26 protein-coding genes and 1 pseudogene are annotated in these 24,466 nt (G+C 38.9%); 16 read left to right on the top strand and 11 right to left on the bottom strand.

The window, feature by feature from the left end:
• The first annotated feature begins 358 nt into the window (after positions 1–358).
• Complete coding sequence (locus ABD930_RS09335) at positions 359–1,243, top strand: alpha/beta fold hydrolase (RefSeq protein WP_345231440.1); 885 nt, start codon at positions 359–361, stop codon at positions 1,241–1,243.
• Positions 1,244–1,304: 61 nt separating this feature from the next.
• Here ABD930_RS09335 and ABD930_RS09330 read toward each other — a convergent pair whose 3' ends face one another.
• From ABD930_RS09330 to ABD930_RS09320, 3 genes are all read right to left on the bottom strand, one after another.
• The gene (locus tag ABD930_RS09330) at positions 1,305–1,631 is read right to left on the bottom strand and encodes a hypothetical protein (protein WP_345231439.1); all 327 of its coding nucleotides are present in this window, start codon (positions 1,629–1,631) and stop codon (positions 1,305–1,307) included.
• A 352-nt stretch (positions 1,632–1,983) separates the two neighbouring features.
• The gene (locus tag ABD930_RS09325; protein ID WP_345231438.1) at positions 1,984–2,952 is read right to left on the bottom strand and encodes a 3-keto-disaccharide hydrolase; all 969 of its coding nucleotides are present in this window, start codon (positions 2,950–2,952) and stop codon (positions 1,984–1,986) included.
• 155 nt (positions 2,953–3,107) lie between these two features.
• On the bottom strand, positions 3,108–3,377 hold the full coding sequence (locus tag ABD930_RS09320; RefSeq protein WP_345231437.1) for a hypothetical protein: 270 nt from the start codon (positions 3,375–3,377) through the stop codon (positions 3,108–3,110).
• Between the two features lie 146 nt (positions 3,378–3,523).
• Here ABD930_RS09320 and ABD930_RS09315 point away from each other — a divergent pair, with 146 nt between their 5' ends.
• Positions 3,524–4,309 carry an SDR family oxidoreductase gene (locus ABD930_RS09315; RefSeq protein WP_345231436.1) on the top strand — a complete coding sequence of 262 codons (786 nt, stop codon included), beginning with the start codon at positions 3,524–3,526 and terminating at the stop codon, positions 4,307–4,309.
• 105 nt (positions 4,310–4,414) lie between these two features.
• On the opposite strand, the gene ABD930_RS09310 is transcribed toward ABD930_RS09315, so the two are convergent.
• Positions 4,415–5,224, bottom strand: coding sequence for an SDR family oxidoreductase (locus tag ABD930_RS09310; RefSeq protein ID WP_345231435.1), 810 nt, complete (start codon positions 5,222–5,224; stop codon positions 4,415–4,417).
• Between the two features lie 40 nt (positions 5,225–5,264).
• Positions 5,265–5,879: a recombination mediator RecR gene (gene recR / locus ABD930_RS09305; protein ID WP_345231434.1), complete on the bottom strand. Its 615-nt coding sequence runs from the start codon at positions 5,877–5,879 to the stop codon at positions 5,265–5,267.
• Positions 5,880–6,014: 135 nt separating this feature from the next.
• Here recR and ABD930_RS09300 point away from each other — a divergent pair, with 135 nt between their 5' ends.
• The 5 genes from ABD930_RS09300 to ABD930_RS09280 all read left to right on the top strand — a co-directional run bounded on the left by ABD930_RS09300 (position 6,015) and on the right by ABD930_RS09280 (position 11,277).
• Positions 6,015–6,719: an LOG family protein gene (locus ABD930_RS09300; RefSeq protein ID WP_345231441.1), complete on the top strand. Its 705-nt coding sequence runs from the start codon at positions 6,015–6,017 to the stop codon at positions 6,717–6,719.
• Between the two features lie 51 nt (positions 6,720–6,770).
• On the top strand, positions 6,771–7,625 hold the full coding sequence (gene lgt, locus ABD930_RS09295; protein ID WP_345231433.1) for a prolipoprotein diacylglyceryl transferase: 855 nt from the start codon (positions 6,771–6,773) through the stop codon (positions 7,623–7,625).
• A gap of 1 nt (position 7,626) precedes the next feature.
• Positions 7,627–8,070 (top strand): Fur family transcriptional regulator, encoded by a 444-nt coding sequence (locus ABD930_RS09290; protein WP_345231432.1) that lies wholly within the window; start codon positions 7,627–7,629, stop codon positions 8,068–8,070.
• Between the two features lie 61 nt (positions 8,071–8,131).
• Positions 8,132–10,267, top strand: a complete 2,136-nt coding sequence (gene rnr / locus ABD930_RS09285) for a ribonuclease R (RefSeq protein WP_345231431.1) — start codon at positions 8,132–8,134, stop codon at positions 10,265–10,267.
• A 35-nt stretch (positions 10,268–10,302) separates the two neighbouring features.
• Positions 10,303–11,277: a polyprenyl synthetase family protein gene (locus ABD930_RS09280; RefSeq protein ID WP_345231430.1), complete on the top strand. Its 975-nt coding sequence runs from the start codon at positions 10,303–10,305 to the stop codon at positions 11,275–11,277.
• Positions 11,278–11,325: 48 nt separating this feature from the next.
• On the opposite strand, the gene ABD930_RS09275 is transcribed toward ABD930_RS09280, so the two are convergent.
• Entirely contained in the window at positions 11,326–11,823 is a 498-nt protein-coding gene (locus ABD930_RS09275; RefSeq protein WP_345231429.1) for a hypothetical protein, read from the bottom strand.
• 122 nt (positions 11,824–11,945) lie between these two features.
• Complete coding sequence (locus tag ABD930_RS09270; RefSeq protein ID WP_345231428.1) at positions 11,946–13,367, bottom strand: RtcB family protein; 1,422 nt, start codon at positions 13,365–13,367, stop codon at positions 11,946–11,948.
• Between the two features lie 536 nt (positions 13,368–13,903).
• On the opposite strand from ABD930_RS09270, the gene ABD930_RS09265 reads away from it, so the two are divergent.
• The gene (locus ABD930_RS09265; RefSeq protein ID WP_345231427.1) at positions 13,904–14,956 is read left to right on the top strand and encodes a helix-turn-helix transcriptional regulator; all 1,053 of its coding nucleotides are present in this window, start codon (positions 13,904–13,906) and stop codon (positions 14,954–14,956) included.
• Between the two features lie 127 nt (positions 14,957–15,083).
• A complete protein-coding gene (locus ABD930_RS09260; RefSeq protein WP_345231426.1) occupies positions 15,084–16,004 on the top strand; it encodes a helix-turn-helix domain-containing protein in 921 nt (306 codons plus the stop codon).
• A 77-nt stretch (positions 16,005–16,081) separates the two neighbouring features.
• Here ABD930_RS09260 and ABD930_RS09255 read toward each other — a convergent pair whose 3' ends face one another.
• Entirely contained in the window at positions 16,082–16,456 is a 375-nt protein-coding gene (locus ABD930_RS09255; protein WP_345231425.1) for a winged helix-turn-helix transcriptional regulator, read from the bottom strand.
• Positions 16,457–16,568: 112 nt separating this feature from the next.
• Between ABD930_RS09255 and ABD930_RS09250 the strand changes: the two genes are divergently transcribed.
• Both ABD930_RS09250 and ABD930_RS09245 read left to right on the top strand, forming a co-directional pair.
• Positions 16,569–17,546, top strand: coding sequence for an NmrA/HSCARG family protein (locus ABD930_RS09250; RefSeq protein ID WP_345231424.1), 978 nt, complete (start codon positions 16,569–16,571; stop codon positions 17,544–17,546).
• Positions 17,547–17,719: 173 nt separating this feature from the next.
• On the top strand, positions 17,720–18,502 hold the full coding sequence (locus tag ABD930_RS09245) for an SDR family NAD(P)-dependent oxidoreductase (protein WP_345231423.1): 783 nt from the start codon (positions 17,720–17,722) through the stop codon (positions 18,500–18,502).
• Positions 18,503–18,653: 151 nt separating this feature from the next.
• On the opposite strand, the gene ABD930_RS09240 is transcribed toward ABD930_RS09245, so the two are convergent.
• On the bottom strand, positions 18,654–18,944 hold the full coding sequence (locus tag ABD930_RS09240; RefSeq protein ID WP_345231422.1) for a YciI family protein: 291 nt from the start codon (positions 18,942–18,944) through the stop codon (positions 18,654–18,656).
• A 23-nt stretch (positions 18,945–18,967) separates the two neighbouring features.
• Here ABD930_RS09240 and budA point away from each other — a divergent pair, with 23 nt between their 5' ends.
• The 4 genes and pseudogenes from budA to ABD930_RS09220 all read left to right on the top strand — a co-directional run.
• On the top strand, positions 18,968–20,557 hold the full coding sequence (gene budA / locus ABD930_RS09235) for an acetolactate decarboxylase (protein WP_345231421.1): 1,590 nt from the start codon (positions 18,968–18,970) through the stop codon (positions 20,555–20,557).
• Positions 20,558–20,958: 401 nt separating this feature from the next.
• On the top strand, positions 20,959–21,411 hold the full coding sequence (locus tag ABD930_RS09230) for a VOC family protein (protein ID WP_345231420.1): 453 nt from the start codon (positions 20,959–20,961) through the stop codon (positions 21,409–21,411).
• Positions 21,412–21,492: 81 nt separating this feature from the next.
• Positions 21,493–22,332: an alpha/beta fold hydrolase gene (locus tag ABD930_RS09225; protein ID WP_345231419.1), complete on the top strand. Its 840-nt coding sequence runs from the start codon at positions 21,493–21,495 to the stop codon at positions 22,330–22,332.
• Between the two features lie 41 nt (positions 22,333–22,373).
• A pseudogene (locus ABD930_RS09220) lies at positions 22,374–22,517 on the top strand (NAD(+)--rifampin ADP-ribosyltransferase); the annotation flags it as partial.
• Between the two features lie 252 nt (positions 22,518–22,769).
• On the opposite strand, the gene ABD930_RS09215 reads toward ABD930_RS09220, so the two are convergent.
• Both ABD930_RS09215 and ABD930_RS09210 read right to left on the bottom strand, forming a co-directional pair.
• Complete coding sequence (locus ABD930_RS09215) at positions 22,770–23,111, bottom strand: DUF3732 domain-containing protein (RefSeq protein ID WP_345231418.1); 342 nt, start codon at positions 23,109–23,111, stop codon at positions 22,770–22,772.
• Positions 23,077–23,640 carry a hypothetical protein gene (locus tag ABD930_RS09210; protein ID WP_345231417.1) on the bottom strand — a complete coding sequence of 188 codons (564 nt, stop codon included), beginning with the start codon at positions 23,638–23,640 and terminating at the stop codon, positions 23,077–23,079. The genes ABD930_RS09215 and ABD930_RS09210 overlap by 35 nt, the downstream gene beginning before the upstream one ends.
• A gap of 373 nt (positions 23,641–24,013) precedes the next feature.
• Between ABD930_RS09210 and ABD930_RS09205 the strand changes: the two genes are divergently transcribed.
• Positions 24,014–24,400, top strand: coding sequence for an RteC domain-containing protein (locus tag ABD930_RS09205; RefSeq protein ID WP_345231416.1), 387 nt, complete (start codon positions 24,014–24,016; stop codon positions 24,398–24,400).
• Positions 24,401–24,466 lie beyond the last annotated feature (66 nt).

Genomic DNA, 24,466 nt, shown 5'->3' with positions numbered 1-24,466 from the left:
TTCAGACATGACCATGCTATCGACATTAAACAGAAAAACAGCGATCAAGTGAAACCAAGCATGTTTTGTAAGAACATTGGGAATTTAACCGGACAACAATGAAAAAATATTAAATAAGCTCCCATTGTTCTGTATTCTGAAAGTCGTAATCACCCCTACATATTGCCGATTACCATCCCTACATGACACCTGTCACGGTATTAACTTTGCATGAATGGAATCAGTTGGATCCATTGCACATAATCCATTATACGTAGCATCGTCACCATTAAAAAATTAATCCCTACCAGCGATATAAATGAAGATAACCGATACCAAGTAACAAATGATTATTTTACATTAACCACATATCTACCTTATGAAAATCATAAGACAATCGATTTTATTCGCATTTATTCTATCCACGTCGTTTATCGGTATAAACGTATATGGACAACGGCCATCTACAAAAACCGGCTATGCTCCGGTTAACGGACTAAAATTATATTACGAAGTACATGGTGAAGGGAAACCATTAGTACTCATACACGGCTCATTTTTAACCATTCCGCTGAATTGGAACCGAATTATTCCACTTTTTAATCATCGAAAAATTATTGTAGCCGAAATGCAAGGGCATGGTCGTACGGCAGATACAAAGCGCGAATTAAGTTATGAAGCAATGGCCGATGATATAAGTGAATTACTTAAATTTTTAAAAATCGATAGCGCCGATATACTAGGGTACAGTATGGGGGGTGGTGTTGCCTTTCAAATGGGTATTCGCCATCCCAAGCAAGTGAAAAAATTAGTTATCGTTTCCGGTGTATATAAGCACGATGGCTGGTGGCCTGATGTAGAAAAATCATTTGCATCAATAAATGCGCAAATGCTTGAAGATACCCCAATAGCACAGCAATACCATACCCTCTCTCCCCATCCAAAGAAATTTGTCGAATTTGTGCAAAAGACAATCCGTATTGACTTAAAGCCATACGATTGGACGACACAGATTCGGCAAATGAACATTCCAACCTTTATGCTTTTAGGTGATGCCGATGGTGTTCGCTATGAACACGCGAATGATTTGATGCGTATGAAAGGCGGCGCAAAAATAGGTGATTTCGAGGAATTATCTAGTTCCAGAATGGCCATATTACCCGCTACCACACATATTAGCATCATAGAGCGGTCTTCTTGGTGGATACTCATGGTTGAGGAATTTCTAGATAACAAAAAAATAACACAAGCTTTCTTCCATTGATTTCGTCAGAACAAGAACGGTTCTGGTGGTAAGCATATAAATTGACCGAACAAACTTCTTACTATTCTTGAACATATTTAATCGTTTCCGCTTTGCTATATCCGGAAGAATCTTTATCACCTTTATACTCAATACCATGTATAATAACAGCGTCAGCACCTACCGCTTTTGCTTTTTGTATAATGGAACGTTTGGAACTTTCTTCGTTGGCAATAACATCTGCAGTAATATGTCCAATTACTTTATATTCGTGCTTTACATCCTTGCTTGAATAGTATATGTCTACATTGTCGGTTGGTGAAAATCGATCACCCATATAGGAAACAGTAGAACAAGATGATAGTGTCAGCAATAGGCCAATAAAAAGGGAACAAATAGAAATTTTCATAGCGTATAAGGTTTTTCTTATTTATAAGACTAGCAAATGTACTATTCGTTTAATTCGGTATATGTAAGTCCCTAATTTTTTTTAACAATCTTTAAATTTCGATACTTCTCTGAATTTCATTATCCAGTCAAAATGACCACTTGGTATCTTTAGAATATAAACTTGGTATCTTTAGAATATAAAATAACCGTTGTCAATGGTACGGATCTGGCAGTGGGCGGAGAAGCAGTCTATCGTCGGATTGACTGTTTTAGATAAGAAAAGGGGTCGTCGATCACGACAACCTCTTCCTTTAATCTTCTTTAATCGTTAGATCCTAAAAAAGCCTAAATGCTCACTACGATCAATCTTTCTATTGTTTGGCAGGCGTTATGACAATTTTCTTAAATTCAATAGGTCCATGGTCCCCTTGAATATAAATTGGTCCAGGTTCTCCTTCATTACTGTTTAAAGCGCCTCCTGTGATACCGGGTATTTCCTGATTGGATATGATTGTTTTGCCATTAGCGACAATAGTTACCATCCGACCAATTAATGTAATATCAAAAGTTTGCCACGTCCCGGGGCCAATAAGAGCCATTTCGCTAGGTACTAAAAAGCCATATACACCACCAAACAAGTGACTGTTGGGATGATCTGTTTTTGGATTATCAATAATCTGCACTTCATAACGGCCCCTTAAATAAACACCGCTATTACTCTCTTTGTTATAGCGAAATTCTACATGTAATTTAAAGTCGGTAAACTCTTTTTCAGAAACCAAATTAGCGCCAGAATGCGGACTAGTTAGAATACCATCTTTTACTACCCATTGGTTTTCTTTACCCAGGGCTTTCCATCCGCTTAGGTCTTTTCCGTTAAACAGATTGATCGGTTTATCCCATTTTGGCGTTCCTGTTCGTTCTAAGTAAGGGGCCCGTACTCCGGTAAAAGAAAACGTCCGGCCATCGCTCGCCGTAATGGTACCTTTAATCTGGTTATTCGTGACCGCACCTTTTAATACCAAATCACGTTCTTCTCTTTCCCATTGTGGCGGAATAGCAAAGTTGAATTCTCCATTGGAAAAATTCACTTTTGAAATCGGCCTTGCACTACCTCCAGTGCCTACAAAACGTCCGACCAAAGTTTTAAATCCGGACAATTCTACTTCCAACCAAGAAGGTAGAGATGTACCGTTTTCGTCAACGGTAATATCCCAACGGCCAATCAATTCGCCCCCTTGAACGGTATTCGATTCAATGGGCGCAACCTGGGCGTCAACATAAAAAGGTGCTAATGCAATTACAGCGTAACAAACAAATCCTATAAAAAAATTCTTCATAATTAATGGTATTGTTTTATTGAATAGACGCAATATAGGCATTCCTTTTTAAATTTTATTAAAAATAGATTGCCGTTTATTGTTTCCTTACTATTGATAGATCTATCAATAAATCAATACGCATTAACGGATCTAAAACAAATAATGGAAAGCCATTATTTTGTCTTGAATGTATCTTGAATCGTTGTATCTTTTTTGGTTAGCTCGTCGGCAGCCTGATCATTACGGGTGTTGTTATCTTGAAGCGGTGCAGCTGATTCTACAGTATCAGTGTAATCTGTTGCAGCATCACTTTCTTTACCGGATGGGCTACATCCAATAAACCCAATCATTCCTAACAAGAATAGAAACGCCATCGTACTTTTAACATTTTTCATCTGTATAAATTTGTTCTTTAAAGGTGAGAAGCTATCAGATTTATTCATCGCACTATGTGATTGATAAATCATGATGGTTTCATAATAATATTATGTGATAATTTTTATAGTTTTAGTACAAATTAACGCCTTCTTTTGTTTAGAAAATCTAATATTAGACTAAAAGTGGAGACTAAGCTTTTTTAAATCAACGCATGGAAATCAATTTACATAACAAAAATGCACTCGTTGGTGCCAGTACTCGAGGTATTGGTTTAGCCATTGCACAGCAATTAGCATCTTGTGGTGCTTCTGTCACCTTAATGGCCAGAAATGAAGATAAGCTCAAGCATTCGCTTAGTCAACTTGATCGGTCTGCCTCGCAGCAACACCGTTATTTAGTGGTCGATTTTTCAAACTACGCAGCCATGAAAACTGCTACCAAAGCTTTCTTGGATCAGTATCCCATTGATATCTTAGTAAATAACACCAATGGCCCGAAGGAAGGCCATGTTTTAGAGACAAGTGAGACTGATTATCAGGATGCTTTTCAACTGCTTTTTCAAACCCATCTTCATATAAGCAATTTAGTACTTCCCCATATGCTCAAAAATAAATGGGGCAGGATTATTAATGTAGCCTCTTTAACTGTAAAAGAACCTGCAATTAATCTAGTCCTCTCGAACACCATACGTACGGCGCTCATGAGTTGGAGTAAATCGTTAGCCCAACAAATAGCTAATCAGGGAATCACCGTAAATAGTATTCTTACAGGCATGTTTGATACGAAAAGGATTCGGGAGCTCGCGGCTAAGCAAGCAAAAGCAAAGAAAATTTCAATCGACGACGCATTCAATAGACGTATTCAGCAAATACCAATGAAACGCCTAGGTCAACCTGTTGAATATGGATATCTTGTTGCTTTTTTAGCATCCGATCTTGCGGCTTATATTACCGGTGCAGAGATTCCACTCGATGGCGGTCTAATGAAAGGGTTTTAAAGCTTCAACACGTTATTTCGAACCAGAGTATCCGGAGCGGAATCCCATCCTTATGAAACAGATCGGTCGGCTGTGGTCGAGATAATTTTATCCGTTATAGTCGTTTTATTTAATCAACGGATTCTTTTCTTTAGCAAATAAGGCAAAAACCTTTTTATCTACCCAAGCTGGAACAAGTTTGTTCATGAGCACAGCAAGCTTACCTTGGCCAGTTAGTATAAGCGTTCGCTTTCGTTGTGCTATCCCTTTCACTATCCTTTCTGCCACTTCTTCCGCTGTCATCATTTTCTCTTCTTCCATACTGGTCTCCCCAAATTGTTGCCCATCTTGATTAAGTGCCGTATTCCGAATATTGGAAGCGGTAAACCCCGGGCAGGCTAGCATTACATGTAAATGAGTTTTCAAATTTTCTACGCGTAGCGATTCCATAAAACCGTTCATAGCAAATTTTGAAGCAGAATAGCCCGTACGACCGGGTAAACCTCTATAGCCTGCAATGGAAGAAACACCAACAACCGAACCACCATGTTCCAACAGAGACGGCAAAGCATATTTTGTACAATATACCGTTCCCCAGAAATTGACATCCATCAGTTGTTTCAGAACTGTCAAATCTAAGTCCTTAAACAAGGCACGCATACTAATACCCGCATTGTTAATCAGTACATCTATTCTGCCAAACGTTAATAATGCTTGATTGATCAATTGTTTACAATCCTCTTCATTGGAAACATCACATGCCACAGCAACTGCCCGTACTCGATATTCTTTTTCCAACTGTTCGGCAATCTCACATAAGCTTATGTATTTCCTTGCCCCCAAAACTAAATTAGCACCTTTGCTTGCTAAATGCTTAGCCAAAGCCAATCCTATACCTGAAGAAGCACCTGTTATAATAATGGTTTTGTTGGTCATGGATACTGTGAGTTTTACTTTTTAATTTTTACTTCCCTCCCTACGCAATACTTCGTTCATAAGGTACTCGGGTAGCAATAGATCGGCCAAGCGTCACTTCATCTACGTACTCTAATTCTCCTCCAAAAGCAATACCTCTAGCAATGGTACTGATTTGCACCTTAAAGTCTTTCAACTTTTTATAAAGATAAAAAATTGTCGTATCGCCCTCCATAGTAGCGCTCAAGGCTAAAATCACTTCATGAACGTCCTCGTTCCGCAATCTTTCCACTAATTTATCTATATTCAAATCAGAAGGCCCTACACCATCCATCGGAGAGATTAATCCACCCAACACATGATACACCCCATGGAATTGTTGGGTACTTTCAATGGCCATTACGTCTCGGGTATCTTCTACCACACAGATAAGTCCTTTGTCTCTCTTTGGCGCCCGACAAATCTCGCAAATAGTTTGATCTGCAATATTGTTACATATTTCGCAATAACAGATTTCCGTCTTTAGCTTGGTTAGTGCATCACTAAAACGTTCGATGTCATGTGCAGGTTGATTAAGGAGATGAAGAACTAAACGCAATGCTGTTTTTTGCCCTACGCCTGGTAAACGGCTAAATTCATTTACTGCGTTCTCTAGAAGTTTAGAAGAAAAATTCATAATACAAAGGTAAAGGAAACTTAAACAAATCAGCGAAAGCTTCCTGGATAAAAAGGTTAAAAAATTTTCACTACTTTAGCACCAATCAGTTCTTAACTATATGAACAGGCTTCATCTGATGGATACACAAATATGATAACGAGTGAAGATAAAATAAGAAAAGCATTTGAGAATAAAACCTGGCAGGAAATTAAGGTAAAGGATTCTTGGCAGATTTTTAAAATTATGGCAGAGTTTGTAGAGGGGTTCGAGAAATTAGCAAAAATAGGTCCATGTGTTTCCATTTTCGGCTCGGCACGAACGTCAAGGGAACATCAGGACTATAAAATAGCAGAAGAATGTGCCCGTTTACTTACTGAGCGCGGTTATGGCGTCATATCGGGGGGTGGCCCCGGAATCATGGAAGCGGCCAACAAAGGTGCTCATGAAGCGGGAGGAAAATCTGTAGGGTTAAATATCGAATTGCCATTTGAACAATTCCATAACAAATATATTGATCGGGATAAACTGATGGAGTTCAATTACTTTTTTGTACGTAAAGTCATGTTTATGAAATACTCGCAAGGGTATATCGTACTGCCCGGTGGTTTTGGCACGATGGATGAATTATTTGAAGCGATTACCTTGATCCAAACAGGCAAGATTGCCCGATTTCCTATTGTATTAGTAGGAAAATCCTATTATGGAGGGCTTTTCGACTGGGTAAAGGACCGTATGTTAGAGGAAGGTAAAATTAGCAGCGAAGACCTAAACCTATACCGACTGGTAGACACTGCAGAAGAGGCAGCTGGCCATATTTTCAAATTTTACGATAAATATTTACTGAAACCAAACTTCTAGTAATCAAACTATTTTCAATAAGTTTGTACACGTAAACAAGCAAAAACATCCATGTTTAATTTTTTATTAAGTATCCATTGGGACATTAAACCGGAAATTTTCCATATCGGCGGATTTGGATTACGGTATTATACGCTTTGCTTTATGCTGGCTTTCTTTTTAAGCTATGTCATCATGCTGAGCATCTTCAAGAAAGAAGGAAAAACCCAAGAGCTACTGGATAAACTAACCATTTATGTTTTTATAGGCACCGTTTTGGGAGCCCGATTAGGTCACTGTCTTTTCTATGAGTTTGATTATTATCGTCATCATCTCTTAGAAATGATCCTCCCCATCCGAATGGTTAATGGAACGATAAGTTTTACCGGTTACCAAGGTTTAGCCAGTCACGGTGGAGCCTTAGGAATTATTATTGCCACACTCTTGTTTTGTAAAAAGACAAAAACCAATTTTTGGTGGGTCATTGATCGTTTAGCAATTGTTGCCGCTCTATCGGGAGCGTTTGTACGCACCGGTAATTTTTTTAATTCGGAAATCATCGGCAAGCCCAGTGATTTGCCTTGGTCGGTCGTTTTCGTTCAGGTAGACAATGTCCCGCGCCATCCCGCTCAACTCTATGAGGCCATTGGCTATGTCCTCATTTTCTTGTTTTTGTACTATAGCTACCGTAAGGGTAAATATGTCAAGCCCGCACTCTTATTGGGCTATTTCCTTATACTGGTTTTTGGATTACGCTTTTTTGTGGAATTTATTAAAGAGAATCAGGAAACTTTTGAAAATAGCATGACGTTCAATATGGGGCAACTACTGAGTATACCCTTTGTAATCGTAGGTTTCTATCTAGTTTTTAGAAAAACAAGTCCAACCCCTCCAATTAACGTACAAAAGACAACAAATCATAATTGATATGGCGACGACTGAAGAGAAAGCGAAGACATTTGAAAATATTTTACGTAAGCATAGTCTTAAGGTAACACATCCCCGACTTGCGGTATTAGCAAAAATTTTTAGTAAAGACACCGCAACATCCCAACCAGAACTGGAAAAATCTATTGGTGATGATATTGATAGGGTAACGTTATATAGGGTGTTAAGCGCCTTTGAGGAAAAAGGAATTATTCACAAAATCTTTGACTTGCACGGTACCGCAACGTATGCACTGTGTTCAACGACCTGTACCGTTCATCAACATCACGATGAACACGTACATTTCACTTGTTCTGTTTGTAATAGCGTATATTGCTTACAAGAAATTCAATTACCTGAAATTAGCCTCCCATCTGGCTTCTCTATCCAACAGGTAGCTGTTAATGCCATAGGCATCTGCAATAAATGCAGAAATTTGCGATAGGCAATAAAATAAAAATTAATCCGGTAGCACGCATAATGCCACCCTTATCAAGAAATTGTTTATGTCGACAAAAAAAGCTAACGCCATTAAACAGGTGCTTTCCCAGTTGATTGCAGATGTCTTTGAAAAATCAGGCAATAAAGCATTAAACTATAAGCAGGTTTCTGCACAACTTAACTTAACAGATCCTTCCTCTAAACAGACCATTTTAGCTATTCTTCAGGAAGAATCCCGCCTGAAATCGGGATTATTCAAAGAAGTTGAAAAAGGAAAATTTACTTTAAAAGAGCTTAAAACCTTTATTATCGGTAAAGTCGATATGACTGCGGATGGCTCAGCATTTATCATAACAGACGATGAGTTTGAAGATGATATCTATATTGCACCCCGCAAATTACGTAATGCCTTACATGGAGATACCGTCAAAGTATACGCCTATGAAAAAAGTAAGGGCCGCAAAAAAGAAGGGGAAGTGGTAGAGATCTTGGAGCGATTTAGAAGTGATTTTACAGGTGTACTTACCGTTTCCCAACGATTTGCCTTTTTGATTGCTGATGATCGGAAAATGCTTCATGATATTTATGTGCCTATTGAAGATTTAAATGGTGCCAAAGATCAGGAAAAGGTCGTTGTAACCATAACCGATTGGCCACAGGGTAGCAAGAATCCCGTAGGTAAAGTAAAACATATTCTCGGCAAACAGGGAGAGAATAATACGGAGATGAATGCTATTCTAGCAGACTATGGTTTTCCACTAGCATTTCCGCAGGCGGTAGAAGATGAAGCCAATAATATAAGCGAAGTTATCCGTACGGATGAAATCAATAAACGCAGGGACTACCGACAAACCACAACCTTCACGATAGATCCTGCAGATGCCAAAGATTTTGACGATGCACTCTCCTTTCGCGAACTACCCGATGGTACATACGAAATCGGCATCCATATCGCTGATGTTACGCATTATGTTTTGCCAGATACCGCACTAGATAAAGAGGCTTATGAAAGAGGTACCTCTGTTTATTTGGTAGATCGTGTTATTCCCATGTTGCCCGAACGATTATCGAATGATTTATGTTCGTTACGTCCAAACGAAGATAAACTCTGTTTTTCGGCCATTTTTATTTTAGATAAACAAGCTCATGTTAAAGAACAATGGTTTGGAAAAACCATTATTCATTCCAACCGGCGGTTTACCTATGAGGAAGCGCAGGAAATTATTGAAACCAAAATTGGCGACTATAGTACAGAATTATTAACCCTTAATCGTTTAGCCTACATACTACGCGATCAGCGATTCAAGCAGGGAGCTATAAATTTTGAGTCGACAGAAGTTAAATTCAAATTGGATGAAAATGGCAAACCACTTGGCGTTTATGCTAAAGAACGAAAAGATGCACACAAACTTATTGAAGACTTTATGCTATTGGCCAATCGGAAAGTAGCGGAGTATATTGGCAAACAAGGAAGGGGTAAAAAGAAACTACCTTTTGTCTATCGTAATCACGATGCACCGAATGAAGAGAATCTTGCTTCTTTTGCTCAGTTTGCTGCTCGTTTTGGCTACAAAATCAGCACCAAATCCGAGAAGGAAATCGCCCGATCACTCAACACCCTCATGCATGACGTAGAAGGTACTAAAGAACAGAATGTGTTAACGACCTTAGCTATACGTTCCATGGCCAAAGCCATTTATACCATGAAAAAACACAGTCATTACGGCTTAGCCTTTGATTATTATACCCACTTCACCTCTCCCATTAGACGTTATCCCGATGTTATGGTACATCGACTATTAGCACATTACCTAACAGGCGGTCAAGCTGTTAATGAAGAGGCCTACGAAAAAATGTGCGTGCACGCTTCTCAAATGGAGAAAAAGGCCGCTGACGCCGAACGTACCTCTATAAAGTACAAGCAGGCCGAATTTTTACAAGATCAGATTGGCCAAATCTATATGGGCATTATTTCAGGGGTTACTGAATGGGGCATGTACGTAGAAATCGAAGAAAATAAATGCGAAGGGATGGTTCGTTTACGCGATATTACTGATGATTTCTATGCACTAGACGAAAAGAATTATGCGATTATTGGTCAACGAAAAAAGAAACGCTATCAGTTGGGTGATGAAGTGAAAATTAAAGTAAAAACAGTTAATCTAGCCAAAAGGCAAATCGATTTCACGTTAATCGGTTAAGTCTTCAGGTTCAAATTATTTTCTATCTTCGCTGTATGCTTTCTATCGCTGAATTACAACAACTGATTAGTGACGCACTTGTCCAACGAAATTTCCCAAAAACGCCAACAACATTATATGATCCCATTCATTATTTTTTACATATTGGAGGGAAACGCCTAAGACCAGTGCTAACCCTACTGGCAACACAGCTATTTGAGGCCCCTGTAAATGACAGCATCCCTGCTGCTTTAGCTATAGAAACATTTCATAATTTCACCCTTCTACATGATGATATTATGGATGAAGCCCCCTTACGGAGAGGCAGAGAAACAGTCCATCAGAAATGGAATGTCAATACGGCTATACTATCAGGCGACGCCCTTTTAATTATCGCCTATCAATTGTTAGCGGAAAGTAATCCTGCTTATTTGCCCCAAATTTTAACAACTTTCAACAAAATGGCACAAGAAGTTTGCGAAGGGCAGCAATTAGATATGGATTTTGAAAATTCCATGCACGTAAGCGAATCGGAATATGTGCACATGATCCGTTTAAAGACATCGGTTCTTCTCGGTGCTGCCCTAAAAATTGGTGCCATCTTAGGTGGAGCAACACCATCAGACCAGCAACTTATCTATACTTTTGGCGTTAATATGGGTATTGCTTTTCAACTGCAAGATGACATTTTAGATGTCTATGGCGATCCCTTAAAATTTGGGAAACAAGTTGGAGGTGATATTATTGAAAACAAAAAAACATATTTATTGATCAATGCCTTACGTCTGGCTCCATCAGCAGTAGCAAAAGATATACACCATTGGATGCACCTTACGGTGTTTAACCCTGAAGAGAAGGTAGATGCCATTACTGCTATATATAACACACTGGGTATAAAGGAACAGGCCGAAGCAACAAAAAATCGTTTCGCGCAAGAAGCTTATGCGGCCCTCGATCAAATTAACTTACCTCGAGAAAAAAAGCAAAATCTGATTCAATTTGCAGATGATTTATTGATAAGGGAGTCTTAATCGCGGCATTTAGCAGATGCTCCCTTTCTCAATTTTTGAGCATTCTTTTTAATTTCCTATTACATTTGGCTGATTACTGTCGGAACCATTTACATTAGGTACATCCTCTCCTAGCCTTTTCAAATAACATCTCGCTAGCGACATATAATCATAGGCATTGGTATTGTATATTTTTATACCAGCTAGAGAATCAATATAAAAGCTTGCCATTTTCTTCAAATCACTAACAGAAACGTCATATTTAACCCCTTTGTATTCGGTATATTCGTTTGGAATAATCCGTAACGTATCGTTCTTAACTTTAAATACGATTACAGGTGCTCCGTCCTTAAGACTTGAAAAGGGACCATTTAAATATAATGTTGGAGATCCTTCGTTGTAATCCCATCTGGTTGTATTATCCGCGACGTCTCCCAAAAAAATGTTCGGATATCCATCGGCAGAAGTATTGCATTCATTGATCGGATCGATAGGTTTATTCTCCTCACAAGCAAAAAAGAGTGCCGTACATATGATTAAACAGTAAAAGTGTATTGATTTACCCATATTAATGTCATTAATTCAGTAAATGTATACATTTTCTTTAAATCCGAGGCACTCCTTTTTACCATGAATTAGCCTATAAATTAGTCAAGGCACCATTACCAGTTCATTCCAATTATGAAGGGTTAATCCTCTCTCGAGCCATCATCGGCCATACGAACGATTTTAGGAGAAAAGGTTGCCACAATGTCTACCAGATCCACTTGCGCCGCCATGACCTTATGGATATCCTTATAAGCCATTGGCGCTTCGTCCATTCCGGCTCCAAGCAAGGTAATACCTTTGTCTTCCAATATGGCCTTTAAGTCTGCTGTTGATAATGTTTTCAAGGCTTGTGTGCGGCTCATTAACCGTCCTGCACCATGTGAAGCCGAATGAATGGCCGCCTCCTTCCCTTTTCCACGAACCAGAAATCCTTCTGTAGCCATCGAGCCCGGAATAATTCCCATCACATCTTTGCCTGCCGGAGTAGCTCCTTTGCGGTGAACAATCACTTCTTCCCCATTAAACTGCTCCTTCCAGGCAAAATTATGATGGTTTTCTACTTTAGCTAACAATTCGGCTCCTAAAGCCGATTGGATTTTATCATGGATAACCTGATGGCAAGCTGAAGCATAATCACCAGCTAAGTTCATGGCCAACCAGTAGGCTTGGCCTTCTGCCTGATTGACATCCAAGTATGCCAGATGTTGCGCTTCGTAAGGAAGTTTACATATTTCTTTCGCCAATTTGGTATAATGCCCTGCGATAGTTGCCCCGAATCCGCGCGAACCCGAATGCGTTAGCAATGCCAGGTATTTACCTTGCTCCACCCCCAACGCTCCATCTGGTGTTGCGAATTCTATCATGCCGAATTCCACAAAGTGATTTCCACCACCCGAAGATCCTAATTGCGTCCAAGCCTTGTCTTTTAACGAACGTATAAAATCATCAGCATTAAATAAGGAGCTATCCAAGACTTCATGGTCTGTTCTTTCGTGTTTTAAATAACCATTTCCGGCACCAAAACGGGTGTTTTTCAGCAGCACCTCTTTCAATTTATCGGAATAGGTGTCCAAATAAGTTGCTGGTAAATCAAAAATCGACAAGGCCATCCGGCAACCGATATCCACTCCTACACCGTAAGGAATGACGGCATTCTTAGTCGCCAAGACTCCTCCAATTGGCAAACCGTAACCTTGGTGTGCATCAGGCATCAAGGCACCCGCAACCGTTACTGGCAGTTTCATTGCCACATTCATTTGCTTTTTAGCACCATCTTCAATATTTCCTTCACCAAATACAGTATAGACTTCGGCATGTTCTTTCAGCTTAATGATTTCTTCTTCCATCGTATCGATTTCTAATAAAACCTCAGCCAACGGTTTAAAAACAGCATCCTCTAGGTACGATTCTGGATGTTCGAGCACACGTTTGAAATTTGCCAACATCTGCTCTCTATTGAAACCCAATCTTTTCCTATTAATTTTCAATGCAACACCCATTGCATGATTTTCTTTATATCCTAAAGCAATTAGATCATTGCCGTTAATTCTCTTGTTTTCCATTTTGTTAATGTTATAAATGTGATGGAGGCCATAAAAGCTATAACACTCCATATTAAATGTTTCCTCGTTCGAAGCAAGGAGCAACAAGCCTCTTTACGTTGCCCCTTGCACGTCTTTATTATCCAGTTCTATTTCATAAATAATCGTTTCAACTGATCGACAACCTATTCATTGCCCGATACGGAGATCTTGTTGGTTTTTTCAGCAATTTTCTCTACGTATTCCATTTCTAATCAAGAGGTATCGTTGTTCTTCAAGCACATATCTTAAAACCTGGATTCGATTAATATTTTCATCAAAGAACGATTATCATATCCGACATCACAAAGGTGCTACCTGTACTACGCAGCCTTTTTACGTAATAGTACAAAAAATGATAAAATCCCAAAAAAACAACATAATAAACTAAAAGTCAGATAAATAAAATAAACCATTAAGAAAAGAAAAGATTTTTAACGGCCCTATTGCGCATGTATATTGCGCAGTAAAATAAAACAACTACCTTTATAACGAAATAAAATCAGCAAAAATCATTCATGGCAATTAACAAACTGGCTTTAATACGGTACAAAATCATCGATAATTGTCTTCGGCAACGGCATCGTAAATGGACATTGGACGATTTGATTGAACGGGTTTCGAATGGTCTCTACGAATTGGAAGGCATCCATAGTGGTGTTAGCAAAAGAACCATACAGAGTGATATTCAATTAATGCGCAGTAACAAACTGGGTTATAGTGCTCCCATCATCGTTATCAAACGCAAGTTTTATACTTACGAGGATCCGCACTATTCAATCAGCAATACTCCCTTGTCGGATAGCGACATATCCAAAATGAAAGATGCCGTGGATATCTTAAAACATTTAAACGGCTTTGCTTATTTTGAAGAAATGAGCGACATCATTGCTCGATTAGAGAACAACTTATCTAAACAAGAAGACACATCCGCCTCGTATATACAGTTAGAAAGTAACAAACTATTGAAAGGCCTAAATTGGATAACGCCTATCCATAAAGCCATCAGAGAAAAGATACCTTTATTGATTACGTATAAATCCTTTAAGTCAAAATCGGAACAGGAGGCAGTATACTTTCCCTACTTACTGAAAGAATACCGCAACAGATGGTTTGTGATTTGCAAATCGAAAAAAGGCAAAACATTGATGACACTGGCTCTAGATAGGATTATAGACATAGCAGAAATGGCGAAATCGGGTTATATTGCATATGAAGGTGTCGATTTTGAACGTTACTATGCGGATACTATTGGGGTCACAAAATCGGAAAGAGATCGAGGGCGTCGTGTGATTTTGCATGTGGACCGTCACCACGCACCCTACGTATTAACGAAACCTATACATGCTTCACAGCAACTTTTAAAAACAGAAGAAAACGGAGATATTTTAATTCGCTTGGATGTTGTTTTAAACTTTGAACTGGAGCGTGAAATACTGGGCTTTGGCGAATGTGTCAAGGTATTAGGTCCAAGAATCCTGCGTGATAGAATCAAGCGCAGAGTATACCACATGTTGCAACAGTATCTCACTCAGGCAAAGAACAAGGATACCGCCGATATCCTCCAATGAACAGCTAACACATCCTACCTACGGTATTTAACGCAAAATGGTAATTCGTTAATGCGTGGGTAAAGCTGTAAAATAGTTAGTTTCCGAATATCGTCATTTGTTTGTTTGAAATTCATAATTTTGTTAAATGAATAAAAAAGAAAGTATAGCGGAGTTTTATGGCAGGCACGGGCAGGAATATCCCAAAGCCGGACAGTTCAATGTCTATCGACGGGAGGAATTTGCTTGCGATAGCACCTCGCTTCCCCCCAATCGCAGGGACTTTTATAAAATATCCATGACCACAAAGGGACAGGGTATTTTAAGCTATGCCGACAAAGCTATAAAAATTGATAACCCGGCCATTACCTTTCTTAATCCATTGATTCCTTATTCATGGGAACCAACTTCAAAAGATCAGACTGGATATTTCTGTCTTTTTACCGAAGATTTCATTAGTCAAAACCTCAAAAATGAAAGTCTATCGCGATCATCCTTATTCAAAGTAGGCGGCAACCATGTGTTTTTTCCGAGCGAAGAAAGTGTCAGGCTGCTGAAAGGAATTTTTGAAAATATGTTTCGCGAGATTAACTCTAAATACCCCAATAAATATGACTTACTGAGAAGCTATGTGCAAATCATTATGCACGAGGCCATGAAAATTCAAGCTCCCGAAACGTTTTACCAACCGACCAATGCTTCAGAACGCATCAGTAGTTTATTTTTAGAACTATTGGAGAGGCAATTTCCTATTGATGCACCAAGCCAGACGATAAAACTTAAAACAGCCAACGAGTTTGCCCAGCAACTCTATATACATCCCAATACGTTGAACAGAGCTTTAAAAGAAAGCACCGGTAAAACAACGACAGCATGGATTGCAGAGAGAATGACGCAGGAGGCACAGGCGTTGTTACAGTTCAGCAATTGGGATATAGCCGAAATTGCGTATAGCTTTGGGTTTGAACATGCTTCTAACTTTATCATTTTCTTCAAAAAACAAATAGGCATTACTCCTCTACAATTCCGAAAGGAGAATAGCACAGCGAACCTACAAAACGTAGAATAGGCCATTTAAAAGTAATTTGCAAAGCCTTAATAAAATACCTATCTAAAAGTATCTGCTAACAGTTAGCTTAAATAAAGCTATTCTATAGAAACAAATTCACCCTTTTCACGAACAACCTGATTACCCCATGTTGTAATGGCATCCAAAACAGGAATGAATGTCTTTCCAAAATCAGTTAAACTATAAATGACTTTAATAGGTGGTTTTTGACCGTAAACCTTTCTTGATACCATACCGTCATTTTCCAATTGCTTCAACTGTAGGCTCAGTGTCATTTCGGTTACGGATGGCATTTCTTTACGGAGCTCATTATACCTTTTTGCTTCGTCCTTTAAATGGTAAAGAATGACTGCTTTCCATTTCCCACCTACTAAATCCATCGTAAGGCTTACGGTACAGGGATAAGTTTTCCCTTTCAGTTTTACAAAGTCGCCAATACATTCTGTTTTCATGATGCCGATTTTTCACCTATCCGTTTTGATAGTTATTGCAAATGTATTCAACTAAAAATAGTTTTGCAACTAAAATAATTATAGTTATACGGTTTCATTCAATAGCAAAAACATGGCATCTCATTTAAAAGAACAAGAGGTAATAAAACAAAAAGATAAACCGCTTATCACGATCGTTGGCGTTTTAGGTAAGCAAGGCTTTAGTGCTGCACGTACACTGCTCGAAAGTGGACGCTATCGGGTAAGGGGTATTACCCGTCGCGTTAATTCACCGGAAGCAATTCATTTGACCAAAAAGGGAGCCGAACTTGTGCAATTACCACTTGAACTCGGAAATGAAAAAGAATTTGTCGATGCATTCCGTGGCTCATACGGTGTTTTCCTAATGACACCCAATATTACCCCTCCTGCAACGCATGAGATGGAGTTAGGCAAACAATTGGCAGATGCTGCAGTCGAGGCGGGAGTAAAACATATTATCTTCAGCAGTTTGGAAAACGTAGCTAACATTACCGAAGGAAAAATGTTTGCACCCCATTTTACAGACAAGGCCAAAATTGAGGAATATATTCGTACGCTACCGGTCATGAGTTCCTTTATTTACATGGCTTTCTTCTACACCAATCTGATCGAATTTTATCCGCCGACATTGAAAAACGATACACTCGAGTTTCCGATTTATTTACCAAAAGATTTTCGCGCACCATTTGTCGATCCGCTTACCGCCACAGGTCCTGCTGTCTTGGAAATTTTTGCAAACCCCCGTCGATATGCCGGCAAGTCATTGCCCGTAATCGGCGACATATTATCTCCACAGGAGATCGTCGATACATTTACCCGGGTGACCGGTAAGAAAGCAATATACCGTTCGGCCTTTACACGATCCGAGTTGCTTGACCATTTCCCGGAATTCAGCACCAATGAAACTTTAGTGCAGGAGATTTTGGGAATGGCAGCCTACACTGTTGCGTACGGCTATTTTAAGAAAGATCGTGACCTGTTGTGGAGTCGACAAATAAACCCGAATACCCTCAGTTGGGAGCAATTTCTACGTAATATGGGCTGGACAGGCCAAAAACTTTCATTTTAGCGCTTACCACCTTGATCGAGAAATCTGTTTAAGCACGCACACGATAAAATCCGTTTCTGAAAAACAGATTATTCATGAGAATGGCGAGTGTATTTCATAATCATTTGTTTGATTTGCATAATTTCTAAACCAAATGAGAAGCGAACTTTGTACCGTAATAAAAATCAATACACATGGTACAAGAAAATCTAAAAGGAAAAGTTGTCCTGATTACAGGGGGTACAACCGGTATAGGCTTAGCATCGGCAAAGCTGTTTCTGAAAAATGGCTCAAAGGTTGTCATAGCAGGGCGCAGGCAAGAACAAGGAGAAGCCGCCCTTGCAGAATTGCAAAATATTAGTCCCGATGCCCGATTTATCAAAGCTGATGTTTCCATAAGCGCAGCAGTGCAACATCTTATTGCCGAGACTGTCCGTTTTTTCGGTCGGTTAGATATCGCCTTTAACAATGCTGGTGTAGAAGGTAATTTTGCACCGATTGACAAAATGCCTGAAGAGGAATTTGACACGATTATCGGCATCAACGTTAAAGGCACATGGTTATCCTGCAAATATGAGATCGAGCAATTCAAAAAGCAAGGTAGCGGCGGCGCCATTGTAAACACGTCATCATGGTTGGCACGAGGAGCCTTCAGCGGTTCGGGTGTGTATTCAGCAAGCAAGGCTGCACTTGACGGATTAGTTCGTGTCTTGGCAGTAGAAACCGCTTCAGCAGGAATACGCGTAAATAACATCCAACCGGGATATATTCAAACCCCGATGTTCGACCGTTTCTTTCCCTTTGAAGATGCCGAGGAACAAAAAGAGCCACTGAAGAAACATGCTCCAATAGAACGTTTTGCCAATCCCGAAGAGGTTGCCGAACTGGTCGTATGGCTAAGTAGTCCCGCTGCCTCTTTTGTAACAGGAGAAAGTATTTTGGTAGACGGAGGATTAGCGATCGGAGGACAGCGTTAATTACCAAAACCCAAGAAAACTGAACATATGGTAACGCTGCCGAAAAGAACGGCAATCAGATCTCTTGTAGGCCGCATCTACCCGAAGATAGATCAAATAAACATTCCGAAAACTCAGTCGAAATGGCTTTTGAAGAAATTGCAAGTAAATTTTAGGACATCGCAAAGTATTCAAAATGCGCATTATACTTGGTCGGTATAAATTCAATGATGTCGTAAAGAGCAATTTTATGGATATAAAAAGGGTCTTCCTTTATCAGCTCACTGACTTCATCAATAGTACAGTTATACACTAGTATCACTCCACCAGTTCTTGGATTTTTCCTACCCGAACAGATAAATTTTTCCTTTTGGTAGTATTTATTCAAAAATGCAAGATGTTCTTCCATATGTTGTTCTACAGTCGAAATAGGTGCTTGATACGTAAGAGAGATAATAAACATAGATATAGCATATAGCTCAAACAATGAACAAAATTAAACAAATTTTTACAGGTGTACTTGTCCTGATGCAAATAGTACAGCTAAACGCCCAAACGATAATCAATGGCTTTTCCATGCCGGAAAGCGTTGTATCAGATGGAAAGCGTTTTTTCGTATCCAATCAGGGACAAGATGTGATCAATAAAGATGGCGATGGTTTTATCAGCGAAATTGCTAAAGACGGAAAACTTATTGCATTAAAATTTGCTCCGATCACAGGTGTTTTAAATGCGCCTAAGGGGCTGACCATTGAAAACAATGTGTTGTATGTAGCAGATTTAGACAGAATTGTTGGTTTCGACATTAACAATCGGAAAACCGTCTTTGAGTTAACCATCCCCGACGCACATTTACTAAATGATATATGTAAAGTGAAAAGCGGACTTATCGCCGTTACAGAAACTACTTCGGGCAATATCTATGAGATCGATATACGAACAAAATCTTATCACGTAATAGGTAATGTTCCGACCGTCAACGGAATTTCGTATAACTCAGCTATAGACCAATTGGCGATCTGTACCAGTGGAGCTACATTAGGCGAAGGGGCTGTATACCTTAAATCCGGCAGTGGAGAATTCCAAAAGCTACCGAATATTCCTAATGGTTTTTTCGATGGTATTGAATGGATGGACGATAACCGTCTACTCCTTTCCGATTGGGCGACATTTCCAACAAAAAGTTTCGGAAAATTGTGGATTTACCATTTAAAAAATCAACAACCGGAATTGCTATTGACTGAGGAAAGCATGGCAGACCTATTTTATGACCGTGCTACACAAAAGATCTATCTACCTCAAATGTTCAAAAACAGAATTGTTATAACCGACAAAAAAGAATTGGAGATACGACATATGGATCAATATAATAGACTGTACCAATACGGAGTTGCCGACGCCTTTGTGGGTGGCTTATACAAAGGCGTATTACCGTTGAAAGAAGTGAAGTTAAAGGGCGATTTCGGTCTGGGTGCACCCGATATGCTGGACGGTGAGCTTACCATTTTAGATGGTAATGTATATCAGACCAAAGCTACCGGCAAAACCATCGAACCGGAAAATGGCTTTAAAACGCCGATGTCTTTTGTCACATTCTTTAAAGCCGACACGACACTGAAAATAGGAACCCCAATTAGTGAAAATGCACTTTTGAAATTGATTAATGGTTTACTGAGCAATAAGAATTCGGTATATGCCATAAAAATATCAGGAGTGTTCGAACATGTAAAAACAAGGGCTTTCCCTCCAATTGAAAAGAAACCTTTTCCGCCTATTACGACTATTTTTGACAGACAGCATTTTTTTACGTATTCAGAAACGAAAGGAACTTTGGTTGGGTTTTATTTTCCAGAATACCTAAACGGCATCAACAGCAAAGGGTTTCATTTTCATTTTCTCTCCGTTGATAAACAGCAGGGCGGGCATGTTTTGGATTTCAGGGGAAAAACCTTAAAAATCGAGCTAGCAGAACAAAAAAATTTCGAACTGGAAATTCCCCAGGATGATGCCTTCCGTAACTTTACATTTGAAACGAAGAGAAACGAGGCATTAGAGCGAGTTGAGCAGGGGCAATAAGAGAGCCAAAGATACATGCATAAGTTTCCGTAGTGTACTATTGCTAGCTGAAAATTATTAAAAAGAATCAAAAAACAAAAGAATAGAATTATTCGGTATATTGCTTCACTGAAAACACCGGAAAGCCGTTCAGAAAATATACGACGAGCTATAGGGTTCTTACTCGGAAAAAACAAATTTATAGGACGTAAAAACCCTTAAAACAATCTTTCCCATTTACCCCCCCTCTATTGTCTCATTTGCCACCAAACAATCAATAAAATAGGTTTATTTTTGTATAGTAGCCTTATGCGGTAATCAAAATGAAGACGTCAAAATAACAAACCTTTATATGCAACCTAACTCCGTAAACGCTGATATTGAGATAATAAATTTGTATTCATACATCAAAAGATAAAACCATGACAAAAAACAAATTGCTTAGAATGGACAATGTCGGCATTGTTGTAGAATCCCTTGATAATGCCATTTCTTTTTTCACGCAAATAGGTCTAAAACTCGAAGGACGGACCACAATCGAAGGGGAATGGGCTGGTCGTGTTACAGGACTAGGGTCTCAGCGCGTAGAAATTGCTATGATGGTTACTCCGGATGGACATAGCAGACTTGAGATTTCAAAATTTCTCACCCCGCCAATTCTTTCAGACCATCGGACAGCTCCTGTCAATTCTCTCGGTTATCTACGCGTCATGTTTGCTGTTGAAGATATAGACGAGATGGTAGCCAGGCTCATTAAACATGGTGCTCAACTTGTTGGCGAAGTGGTTCAATACGAAAACGCGTATCGTCTCTGTTATATTCGTGGAACGGAAGGTCTTCTTATTGGTCTGGCGGAACAACTCGACAATCAGTGAGTTCTGAGTTTGTAAAGCATCTTTGGCTCGACATGTTTTGTGTTAGTATCGTGCAATGAAAATAAAAAAGAAACTAAAGCAATGGCAACAATAGACAAATCGACTTTTAACAGCGGGTATTCGGAAGTGAATGGACTAAAAATGTATTACGAAATTTACGGACAGGGCAAGCCGCTTGTTCTCATTCACGGTGGCGGTTCTACCATTCAATCGAACTTTGAAAAAGCCATCCCTTTGTTTGCAAAAGACAGAAGGGTCATAGCGGTTGAGTTACAAGCTCATGGACGGACAAGTGACAGAAACGCAGACCTTTCATTCGAGCAAGACGCAGACGACATTGCAACACTTCTCAAAAACTTAGCTATTGACAAAGCCGACTTTTTCGGGTTCAGCAATGGCGGAACAACGACATTACAAATCGCCATCCGCCACTCCGAAATCGTTGATAAAATTATTATCGGCTCTGCACTTGCCAAACGTAACGGGGTTCCTGAATGGTTTTGGGACTTTATGAAACAAGCGAAATTGGAAAATATGCCCGAACAGTTAAAAACAGCCTACAAACACGTTGCCGCTGACACAAACGGTTTACAAATCATGCATGACAGAGATGCAAAGCGAATGCTAAATTTTAAAGATATTCCTGATGAGCAAATCAAATCCATTAAAGCACCAACTTTAATAATAATTGGCGACAAAGACATTATTACACCAGAACACGCTATTGAATTACACAGACAAATCGCAAACGCTGAATTAGCAATAATTCCCGGCGGACATGGCGAATATATCGGAGAAATAACAACAATAAAAGCTGACTTCAAAGAAAGTGAACTCATTATACCATTGATTGACAAATTTCTTAGTAAGAAAGTCGAACAAACAACAATTGAGCAACTAAGCTCATCTTATGGCAAGTAGCAAACAGATAATTGCAGACCTGAATGTATAAAAAAGAAAATGGAAACCCACGTGTTTATATCGTTGAACCAACAGGGGGATTTTGAGAATGACCCGAACGTTACGAACAAAAAGTTTCTAGGTAATCCAACACGTTTATATCGTAGCCGAGAACCACTAAAATTATTGGCGAAGTAAAAGATTGGACAAAACTAACTCTTGAAGAACGCCAAAAATGGCGTAAAAAGTTGACGAATAACAAAGGAGAAATAATCAATTAAATAGAAAAACCCGACTTTCGCTGGGTTTCTTTTTAGGTGACGGAAAGTGAGGGATTGGTTCAGCCCTGTTTCTCCAAACGCAGTCCTGAACCCGCTGGTACAAAACTCGAACTCTTTTTTGGAAGATTTAAGACGATTCTACTACATCAAAAATAAAATCAAACATTTTATTTACAGCTAGTTCATCGGCACTAATTTCAACCAAATTATCGGATTTTTCTGGAGGATAATAGACTTGAGTCGGTTTGTAAAAATTATAAATCTAGGTAGTGGCCTATTATTTTGAATAAAATGTTGATGAAGCGCAAGTGTTAGAAGAAGATGATAGGCTACCCAATTTGCACCACTTCCAATTTGTGGAAGTGCAATTGGCTTATTTTCAGTATCAATAAACATCGTTAATCTACTCAAATCAAATCTTATTGGAGAATCTTGATATTCAACATCTAGATTTTCAACCCATTTACTCATTTGGAGATTTATCTTATTTAAAATTGACAGTAGTCTTTCTTTCTCCATTATCACTATCAATTTTATTCTCCAATTCTTTTATTCGAAACCTTAAATTTTCAATTTTTGATACAATATCCTCGGTTTCGAGATCTGTATCTATTCTCTCTAGAAATAGACTTATCCGTTCAATTACCTTTCCTCTTCTGATATTTAGATCTCTTAGCGTTTTTGCTTTTTCATCTTCAACATATAATGCAGTGATGCTCTTTTCTATTATTTTTAATTCACTTTCGATTTCATGATAGCTACCTTCTACAGTTTCTATATAAGCCTGTATTCTAGGGCTTTCTTCGTTTGTGAATTTTAGATCGTTTTTTATATTATTTAATGATTGGTTTATATTTTGAATCGTCTGCATTGCTACATCTAAGATACTGTCGCATAGGGGGCAAGTATTTGTGGCAAATTCGGAATTTTCTGAATATAAATTTATTGACTCTAACCTAACCTCTTGCTGTTTAGCCTCTGTTGAATACCCCAATGAGTTTTTTAAATAATCAATAGCAACTTTTCTATTGTCAGATATTTTTCCCAATTCGATTTTGAGTTCATTTCGTCTATCAATTAGCTCTTTTAACGCCGAGTTTTCAGCTTTAATTGCTAATGGCTGATATTCCCATTTTGAAACCTCTTCTAAATATTTGTATGCTTCAGATTGGCTGTTTGGTGAAACAGTTTTTTCTAAAATCCCAATTTCCTTAGCTTCTTCAATTAGCGAGTATGCTTGACTTATGCCCTATGCTTTAATTTTTCTGCTTCTCATATTGCTCAAAAAAAACTTCAAACTATTTAATAGCTATATTTCAATAAAAAAACTTCCCTGACTTCGTCCTGTCTCATGAAAAAAGCCCGGTACTAATCGCAAATTTTGCGGAGGCATTATTGGCTTCATTTAAACGATTGGTATTATGAGACACCTATTACACAAAATCGTCTCCGACATACAGAAACAGGAACATAAACTGTCGGTGGAGGCTTCGAGTTTTATAGAGGAAGCTTACAGGATGACGGTATACCTAAAAGAACTTCTCGGAGACGTGAAAGAAGATATAATAAACGAGGGATTTGCTACAAAGGGAGACGAAATTCTCTTCTTTAAGCAGATTAAACCAACTGTTCTGGGCAAACTAATCTATTATAACAAGGTATTCAGAATTGAAAGTGCATGCCCTGCAAGTAGTGGGAATATCTACGAAGGCTATTTTGCTATGCACTTGCGTGAGCTCAAACAGGAATACACGGAGCATGTTTGCAATGTATCCGCCCGACGAACTACAGGTCTGTTGATTTCTTGAAATTCTGCGGGTAAAGATCTTTTAAGTTTTTGTGGTTTATTGATGCTATGTTCAGTAGCGTATGTT

Origin of the sequence: Olivibacter ginsenosidimutans, assembly GCF_039542865.1 — a bacterium.
GTDB classification, from domain to species: Bacteria; Bacteroidota; Bacteroidia; order Sphingobacteriales; family Sphingobacteriaceae; genus Olivibacter; species Olivibacter ginsenosidimutans.
This window is presented reverse-complemented; position numbering and strand designations above follow the sequence as displayed.

What these genes read in the sequence shown, in the direction of transcription:
- ABD930_RS09335 (WP_345231440.1), top strand. Translation starts at nt 359, where the DNA reads ATGAAAATCATAAGACAATCGATTTTATTCGCATTTATTCTATCCACG.
- ABD930_RS09330 (WP_345231439.1), bottom strand. Translation starts at nt 1,631, where the DNA reads ATGAAAATTTCTATTTGTTCCCTTTTTATTGGCCTATTGCTGACACTA.
- ABD930_RS09325 (WP_345231438.1), bottom strand. Translation starts at nt 2,952, where the DNA reads ATGAAGAATTTTTTTATAGGATTTGTTTGTTACGCTGTAATTGCATTA.
- ABD930_RS09320 (WP_345231437.1), bottom strand. Translation starts at nt 3,377, where the DNA reads ATGAATAAATCTGATAGCTTCTCACCTTTAAAGAACAAATTTATACAG.
- ABD930_RS09315 (WP_345231436.1), top strand. Translation starts at nt 3,524, where the DNA reads ATGGAAATCAATTTACATAACAAAAATGCACTCGTTGGTGCCAGTACT.
- ABD930_RS09310 (WP_345231435.1), bottom strand. Translation starts at nt 5,224, where the DNA reads ATGACCAACAAAACCATTATTATAACAGGTGCTTCTTCAGGTATAGGA.
- recR (WP_345231434.1), bottom strand. Translation starts at nt 5,879, where the DNA reads ATGAATTTTTCTTCTAAACTTCTAGAGAACGCAGTAAATGAATTTAGC.
- lgt (WP_345231433.1), top strand. Translation starts at nt 6,771, where the DNA reads ATGTTTAATTTTTTATTAAGTATCCATTGGGACATTAAACCGGAAATT.
- ABD930_RS09290 (WP_345231432.1), top strand. Translation starts at nt 7,627, where the DNA reads ATGGCGACGACTGAAGAGAAAGCGAAGACATTTGAAAATATTTTACGT.
- rnr (WP_345231431.1), top strand. Translation starts at nt 8,132, where the DNA reads ATGTCGACAAAAAAAGCTAACGCCATTAAACAGGTGCTTTCCCAGTTG.
- ABD930_RS09280 (WP_345231430.1), top strand. Translation starts at nt 10,303, where the DNA reads ATGCTTTCTATCGCTGAATTACAACAACTGATTAGTGACGCACTTGTC.
- ABD930_RS09275 (WP_345231429.1), bottom strand. Translation starts at nt 11,823, where the DNA reads ATGGGTAAATCAATACACTTTTACTGTTTAATCATATGTACGGCACTC.
- ABD930_RS09270 (WP_345231428.1), bottom strand. Translation starts at nt 13,367, where the DNA reads ATGGAAAACAAGAGAATTAACGGCAATGATCTAATTGCTTTAGGATAT.
- ABD930_RS09265 (WP_345231427.1), top strand. Translation starts at nt 13,904, where the DNA reads ATGGCAATTAACAAACTGGCTTTAATACGGTACAAAATCATCGATAAT.
- ABD930_RS09260 (WP_345231426.1), top strand. Translation starts at nt 15,084, where the DNA reads ATGAATAAAAAAGAAAGTATAGCGGAGTTTTATGGCAGGCACGGGCAG.
- ABD930_RS09255 (WP_345231425.1), bottom strand. Translation starts at nt 16,456, where the DNA reads ATGAAAACAGAATGTATTGGCGACTTTGTAAAACTGAAAGGGAAAACT.
- ABD930_RS09250 (WP_345231424.1), top strand. Translation starts at nt 16,569, where the DNA reads ATGGCATCTCATTTAAAAGAACAAGAGGTAATAAAACAAAAAGATAAA.
- ABD930_RS09245 (WP_345231423.1), top strand. Translation starts at nt 17,720, where the DNA reads ATGGTACAAGAAAATCTAAAAGGAAAAGTTGTCCTGATTACAGGGGGT.
- ABD930_RS09240 (WP_345231422.1), bottom strand. Translation starts at nt 18,944, where the DNA reads ATGTTTATTATCTCTCTTACGTATCAAGCACCTATTTCGACTGTAGAA.
- budA (WP_345231421.1), top strand. Translation starts at nt 18,968, where the DNA reads ATGAACAAAATTAAACAAATTTTTACAGGTGTACTTGTCCTGATGCAA.
- ABD930_RS09230 (WP_345231420.1), top strand. Translation starts at nt 20,959, where the DNA reads ATGACAAAAAACAAATTGCTTAGAATGGACAATGTCGGCATTGTTGTA.
- ABD930_RS09225 (WP_345231419.1), top strand. Translation starts at nt 21,493, where the DNA reads ATGGCAACAATAGACAAATCGACTTTTAACAGCGGGTATTCGGAAGTG.
- ABD930_RS09215 (WP_345231418.1), bottom strand. Translation starts at nt 23,111, where the DNA reads ATGGAGAAAGAAAGACTACTGTCAATTTTAAATAAGATAAATCTCCAA.
- ABD930_RS09205 (WP_345231416.1), top strand. Translation starts at nt 24,014, where the DNA reads ATGAGACACCTATTACACAAAATCGTCTCCGACATACAGAAACAGGAA.